The organism is Mesorhizobium sp. M7A.F.Ca.MR.362.00.0.0, assembly GCF_004023175.1.
Classification (GTDB): domain Bacteria; phylum Pseudomonadota; class Alphaproteobacteria; order Rhizobiales; family Rhizobiaceae; genus Mesorhizobium.
On sequence record NZ_RZTF01000499.1, the window covers coordinates 1 to 4,078 of the forward strand.

Sequence of the window (4,078 nt, forward strand, 5' to 3'; positions counted from 1 at the left end):
GATGATACCAGAGCGCGAACTGCGACAGGTCGCGGCCGGACGCATCCTCGAACACCTTGATGAAATCCTCGATCGTCGCCGCGTCACCGTCGTGCCGCTCGAAATAGAGGTCCATGCCGGCGCGAAAGACGTCGGCACCGAGAATTGTGCGGATCATGCGCACCACTTCAGAGCCCTTCTCGTAGACCGTGGCGGTGTAGAAATTGTTGATCTCGCGGTAGCGGCGCGGCCGCACTGGATGCGCCAGTGGGCCCTGGTCCTCGGGAAACTGGTGGGCGCGCAAGGTGCGCACTTCGGCGATGCGCTTGACCGCGCGCGAGCGCTGGTCGGCGGAGAATTCGTGGTCGCGGAAAACCGTCAGGCCTTCCTTCAGGCAGAGCTGGAACCAGTCGCGGCAAGTGATTCTGTTGCCTGTCCAATTGTGGAAATACTCATGCGCGATGATCGCCTCGATATTGGCGAAATCGGCGTCCGTCGCGGTCTCCCGGTCGGCCAGCACATATTTGTCGTTGAAGATGTTGAGGCCCTTGTTCTCCATCGCTCCCATGTTGAAGTCTGACACGGCGACGATGTTGAAGACGTCGAGATCGTATTCGCGGCCGAATGCCTCTTCGTCCCATTTCATCGACCGCTTCAGGGCATCCATCGCGTAGCCGGCCAGCTTCTCCTTGCCGGGCTCGACATAGATGCCGAGTTCGACCGTGCGGCCCGACAGCGTGACGAAACTGTCTGCAAGCTGGCCGAGATTGCCGGCCACCAGCGCGAACAAATAGGATGGCTTGGGGAAAGGGTCGTGCCACACTGCATAGTGCCAGCCGTCGCCGAGGTCGACCCTGTCGACCAGGTTGCCGTTGGACAGGAGCAGCGGCGCTTCGTCACGCATTGCTTCTATGCGCACCGTGTAGACGGACAGGATGTCGGGACGATCGAGAAAATAGGTGATGCGGCGAAAGCCCTCCGCTTCGCATTGCGTGCAGTAGACATGGCTCGAGCGGTAGAGGCCCATCAGGGCTTCGTTGCCCGCCGGCGCCACCTCGGTCTCGATGAGCAACTGGAAGCGACGCGCCGCCGGTGGCTTGAGGATGGTCAGCTGGTCAGGCGTCGCCAGCAGATCCGCCGGTTTTATCTTCTTGCCGTCGATCTCGATGCGCTTAAGCGTCAGCCCGTCGCCGTCGAGCACCAACGGTGCCGACACGGAGACGTCGTCACGGCGCTCTATCGTGAGGACGGCGGTGACACGCGTTGCGTCTGGCGAAAGGCGGAAGGTAAGGTCGGTTTTCGGAATGAGGTAGTCGTTGGGGCGATAGTCTTCGAGTTTGAAGACCTGGCCGGTGTCCGTGCGCATTCCGTGGGTTTTCCTGTCGATTGCGTTGGCGGCGGATTGTGTCCGCTGGTCCAAGAAATTTGAAGTCCGCGCTCTTTACACGAAACGGCCCCTCGACAAAACTGAGGTAATGCCTATTTCAGGCGTTCCTTCTCCTGTCATCATCACGAGGCACCCATGACCGTCGTCACACCGAAATTCGGCATGGGCGCATCCGTGCTGCGGCGCGAGGATGCCGCCTTCATCCAGGGCCAGGGCCGCTATACCGACGACATCCAGCCGGCTGGCGTCCTGCATGGCTATGTCCTGCGCTCGCCGGTCGCCAAGGCCAGCTTCACCATCGGTTCGACCGAGGCGGCGAAGACGGCACCTGGCGTCCATCTGGTGCTGACCGGCAAGGATCTTGCCCATCTCGGCGATCTGAAATCCGGCGTCATGCAGGAACAGCCGGACGGCACCAAGGCTCCGACGCGCGACATCCCGATCCTGTGCGGCGACCGCGTCAACTATGTCGGCGATGCCATTGCCTTCGTCGTCGCCGACAGCCGAGCCTTGGCGCAGGATGCCGCCGAACTGATCGATGTCGACTATGACGGCGAAGATGCGGCCTCCGGGACGGCAACGGCATTGGCCGAAGGCACGCCGCTGGTCTGGCCGGAGCTTGGTTCCAACCGCGCCTTCAGCTACCACATGGGCGACAAGAAAAAGAGCGAAGCGGCTTTCGCCAAGGCCGCCCATGTCACCCGCATCGAGTTCGTCAACAACCGGCTGGTGTGCAACTACATGGAGCCGCGCTCCGCGATCGGCGAATGGAACGTCGAGGAGAAGCGCTTCGTGCTGACCACCGGGTCGCAAGGCGTGCACTCCATGCAGTATATCCTGGCCAGCGTGTTCAAGATCAAGAAGGACCAGCTGCGCGTCATCACGCCTGATGTCGGCGGTGGTTTCGGGCCGAAGAGCTTCGTCTACCGCGAATATCCGCTGGTGCTGGAAGCGGCAAAGCGGCTTGGCCGCCCGGTGAAATGGGCCGGTGACCGCACGGAGCACTTCCTGACCGACGCGCAAGGCCGCGACAATGTCGTCACGGCTGAGATGGCGCTGGACAAGGACGGCCGCTTTCTCGGCATGAAGGTGGACCTGCTCGCCAACATCGGCGCCTATATCTCGCAATACGGCCCGTTCATCCCCTATATCGGCGTCACCATGTCGACCGGTGTCTACGATATCCAGGCGCTCGACGTCTCGGTGACCGGCCTCTACACCAACACCTGCCCGGTCGATGCCTATCGCGGTGCCGGCCGTCCGGAAGCAGCCTTCCTGCTGGAAAAGCTGGTCGATGCCTGCGCCCACGATCTCGGCCTGCCTGTCGAGGAGATACGCCGCCGCAACTTCATCCGGCCGGAGCAATTTCCCTACCGGACGCAAACCGGCCGCCTCTACGACACCGGTGAATTCGAAGGCCATATGGAGCGCGCTATTGAGCAATCCGAATGGAAAGCGTTTCCCGAGCGGCTGGCGCAATCGAAGGCCGGCGGAAAAATCCGCGGCCTCGGCATGGCGACCTATATCGAGGCCTGTGCCTTTCCGGGCTCCGAACCGGCCTTCGTCGAACTCAACGGCGATGGCACGGTGACGCTGAAGATCGGCACCCAGACCAACGGACAGGGGCACGCCACCGCCTATGCCCAGTTCCTGTCGGAAAAGCTCAATCTCGACATCGACAAGATCCATGTCCGCCAGGGCGATACCGATGAATTGAAAGCCGGCGGCGGCACCGGCGGCTCGCGCTCCATACCGCTGGGGGGTGTATCGGCTTCCCGCGCGGGCGAGGATCTGGCCAACAAGATCAAGCGCATCGCCGCCGACGAGCTTGAAGCCTCGGCCGGCGACATTGAGCTGTCTGATGGTGTTGCCCGCATCGTCGGCACCGATCGCTCGATCGATTTTTCCGCCATCGCCAAGGCCGCCAAGACGCCGGATGATCTCAAGGGCTTTGGCGAGTTCGTGCAGGACGAATGCACCTATCCCAACGGCACTCATATCTGCGAGGTCGAGATCGATCCCGACACCGGCGCGACCGAGATCGTCCGCTACACCATCGTCGACGATTTCGGCGTCACCGTGAACCCGATCCTGCTCGCCGGCCAGGTGCATGGCGGCGTCGTGCAAGGCATCGGCCAGGCACTGACCGAGGACACCATCTATGGCGAGGACGGACAGCTTTTGACGGCGAGCTTCATGGATTACGCCATGCCGCGCGCAGACAATTTCCCGTTCTTCCATTTCGAGACCCGCAACGTGCCTTCGACCACCAATGCACTCGGCATCAAGGGCGCGGGCGAGGCCGGCACCATCGGCTCGACGCCGGCGGCACTCAATGCGGTGACTGACGCGCTCTGGCGCGCCTATGGCGTCAAGCACATCGACATGCCGGCAACGCCGGCGCGTATCTGGGCGACCATCCGAGAAGCGTCGGGAGCGTGACAGCAGGCCGCGGCAGCCCCCCGGCCACAGCCGGCGGTGATGCCGGCGGGCACGACACGCTAACCGGCATCATGTTCAAGATCGTGTCGGTGGCGGTCTTCGTCGGCATGCAGACCTGCATCAAAGCCGCAGGCACGGTTCCGGCCGGCCAGATTGTCTTCTTCCGCTCTTTCTTCGCTATCTTCCCGATCATCGCCTTCCTGGCCTTCAGGAAAGAACTCGGCACTGCCTTCACCACCAACCGTCCGTTCAACCACATCGCCCGCGGCC

2 protein-coding genes and 1 pseudogene are annotated in these 4,078 nt (G+C 62.5%); 2 read left to right on the forward strand and 1 reads right to left on the reverse strand.

The genetic code is table 11. From position 1 onward, the window contains the following. Positions 1–1,345 (reverse strand): aminopeptidase N (pepN, locus tag EOC06_RS33900; protein WP_128309852.1); only part of this gene is annotated, 1,345 nt, incomplete at its 3' end. A gap of 156 nt (positions 1,346–1,501) precedes the next feature. On the opposite strand from pepN, the gene EOC06_RS33905 reads away from it, so the two are divergent. Further along, on the forward strand, positions 1,502–3,808 hold the full coding sequence (locus tag EOC06_RS33905) for a xanthine dehydrogenase family protein molybdopterin-binding subunit (protein WP_128309853.1): 2,307 nt from the start codon (positions 1,502–1,504) through the stop codon (positions 3,806–3,808). Continuing rightward, positions 3,805–4,078, forward strand: a pseudogene (locus EOC06_RS33910) (EamA/RhaT family transporter); the annotation flags it as partial. The gene EOC06_RS33905 and the pseudogene EOC06_RS33910, both read left to right, overlap by 4 nt.